Source organism: Microcoleus sp. MON2_D5 (assembly GCF_036701905.1).
Classification (GTDB): domain Bacteria; phylum Cyanobacteriota; class Cyanobacteriia; order Cyanobacteriales; family Microcoleaceae; genus Microcoleus.
The window spans coordinates 1-2,329 of sequence record NZ_JAUBRM010000215.1; the positions used below are offsets into that span (position 1 = coordinate 1).

Sequence of the window (2,329 nt, forward strand, 5' to 3'; positions counted from 1 at the left end):
CGCTACTTTTACCAACAGGGGATGAGAGCTATAAGTCAGATTCAGTCTAGCTCTTAGCCATCTTGTCACCCCCCCAGCTACCCGCCTCAGTAAATTTAACAGCATTACCCAACAGATTAATCAAAACTTGGCGCAGCTTGCTTTCATCAGTTCGGACGTATTGCGGTACATCTTTCCGGAGTTCAAAAACAAGTTGCAATCCCGACGACTGAGCTTTGAGTTGGAACATCCGTTCTATGTCCGAGAGCAAACTGTACAAGTCAACAGCAGTTTCTTCGAGGGTGATTTGACCTGCTTCAATTTTGGACAGCGACAAAATATCGTTGATTAGTTTCAACAAATGCTCGCCACTGCGATTGATAATATCTAAACTCGACTGCTGTTCCGGTGCAGTTTTTTTAGAGTTGACAAGGAGTTGGGCAAAGCCGATAATCGCATTCAGAGGCGTTCTCAATTCGTGGCTCATATTGGCCAGAAAGGTACTTTTAGCGCGATTCGCACTTTCGGCGGCAATTTTAGCTTGTTTTAGTTCCTTTGTTTTCTGTGCAACTTGCCGCTTTAAATCGCCAGAATATTCTTCTAACCGCTGGCGAGATGCTTTTAACTGGCAATTCATGCGCTCGAAAGCACAGGCTAGGGCTTCGAGTTCGGCAATACCGCTACCTGAAACTGTTGAGTCGAAGTCGCCACCAGCTATCGCCTCTGTTGCCGAAATTAACCGCAGCAGCCGCTGTTCTATTCTTAGGGAAATGGACAGCAAAAGGCAGATAGAAAGAACCAAAGCCACTAGGACGAGCAAAATAGTGTTGCGGGTGTTGGCCTGAACTTTTTGGGTGAAGTCGGTTTCGGGTACAACTGCCACAATCACCCAATTTAAGCCTTTCGGGTTTTTAAAAGGTCTGACTTGTAGCAAGTATAGTGAGTTGTTGGCAGTAAAGTTAAGATTTTGGCTGTTGTTAATAGCAGCGAGGCTGCCATAATGTTTAAGCAAATACTCTGTTGAAAGCTGGATTACTTTTTGTTGCAGAGCTTGGGTGCTTTCTCGCTGCAGTCCGTCAACAGAAAGAGACGGTTTTGGTTCAGTTACCTCGTTCCGAGCCACTAAACGTCCCGAACGGTCTAAGATAAAGGCTTGACAGTTAGGGCTAATGAGGAAATCGTTCAAGTTGAATGTTGAGGTTGGGGTGGGAAAAGCAGGATTTGTTTTTTGTTGAGGCAATATTGTTTTTGGAGAGTCTGACTCATTTCTTTCCCCATTTGGTTTGATTGTGACTCCGGCTGTTTGACTTGGGGAAAGTTGGTTTACCGAACCAGTTGGAATTTGATTGTAAGTCCCTTCTCCTTTCCCAACCCCTTCTGTTAAGTAGTTGTCAAGGCGGTCCCAGATGCGACTCGTTGCTTCTCCCAATAGGTGTGCAACTACGTCATTCATTGTCTGTCGCCCTGTTTGAAAAGAAAGCCACCCCGTTAGAGCTAGTAAGATTGAAATCAAAAGAGCGTTGGGGACTGTAAGCACAACGCGCAGCGGGAGGGCAGACTTTTTTTGAACAGAGCTTTTTGGGCGGAACATTGGTTGAACAAAGGAGTGGAGAATGAGGAAAAAAACGTTCTTCTTCAGAGGGGAGTAACACCATCCGTAGAAGAGTTCTCCTCTTCTGGGTCACCATCCCCGCTCACTCTCGTTATGCTGCTTGACTAATCCCTATTAGTAGCGCAGTTTCAAACGAATCTGAATCAGTCAAAAGCCATAAATTCTCAGAGCGAGCGGTTAGGAAAACAACTGGTTCCCACCTGACTCAGCGCGGGCAGTATTAAGGAGATGATTGCCATCTCAACTAACCCAAGTTGCGTGCTTAAAACCGCTCTTGACTGGTAATGGGTAATGGGTAATTGGAACAATTTGAGATTTGAGATTTTAAATTGATGGCTCGCCGTTTATCCCGCTCTGTGCTTGACCCCGGAACGAATGCACTTGCCTAACTCTGCCTAACATGAGTTAGATATGAGTAGGTTTGTGTGAGCGCTAGTTTGATTCTTCAAAAACTATTTTGGCTAGTTCGATAATCACAGACAAGTCTACTCCGGCTCGTGCTGCAGCATCAGTCACCGATAGATTGTGGTTTCTTACTAGAGCTAAAAATTGTCGCACGCTGTAGACTACTGGGTCGTTGGCTGCCGTGTAGCCTTTTTGAATGGCAATTAGCAATCCTTTTTCAACATCTGATGCAGAGGGTGCGCGACCTCTATCAACGTAGGACTTACGCATTGACAAAATAACTCTATTGTGTGTATCTGGAATAGAGGTGAATTCAATTGCTAAAAAAAACAG

At 45.1% G+C, this 2,329-nt stretch carries 1 protein-coding gene and 1 pseudogene; both read right to left on the reverse strand.

The window, feature by feature from the left end:
• Positions 1-46: 46 nt before the first annotated feature.
• Positions 47-1,432 carry a histidine kinase dimerization/phospho-acceptor domain-containing protein gene (locus tag QUA47_RS30720; protein ID WP_333433612.1) on the reverse strand — a complete coding sequence of 462 codons (1,386 nt, stop codon included), beginning with the start codon at positions 1,430-1,432 and terminating at the stop codon, positions 47-49.
• A gap of 591 nt (positions 1,433-2,023) precedes the next feature.
• Positions 2,024-2,329, reverse strand: a pseudogene (locus tag QUA47_RS30725) (hypothetical protein); the annotation flags it as partial.

Excerpts from the sequence above, each read along its gene's own strand:
- QUA47_RS30720 (WP_333433612.1), bottom strand. The coding sequence starts at position 1,432 with ATGAATGACGTAGTTGCACACCTATTGGGAGAAGCAACGAGTCGCATC.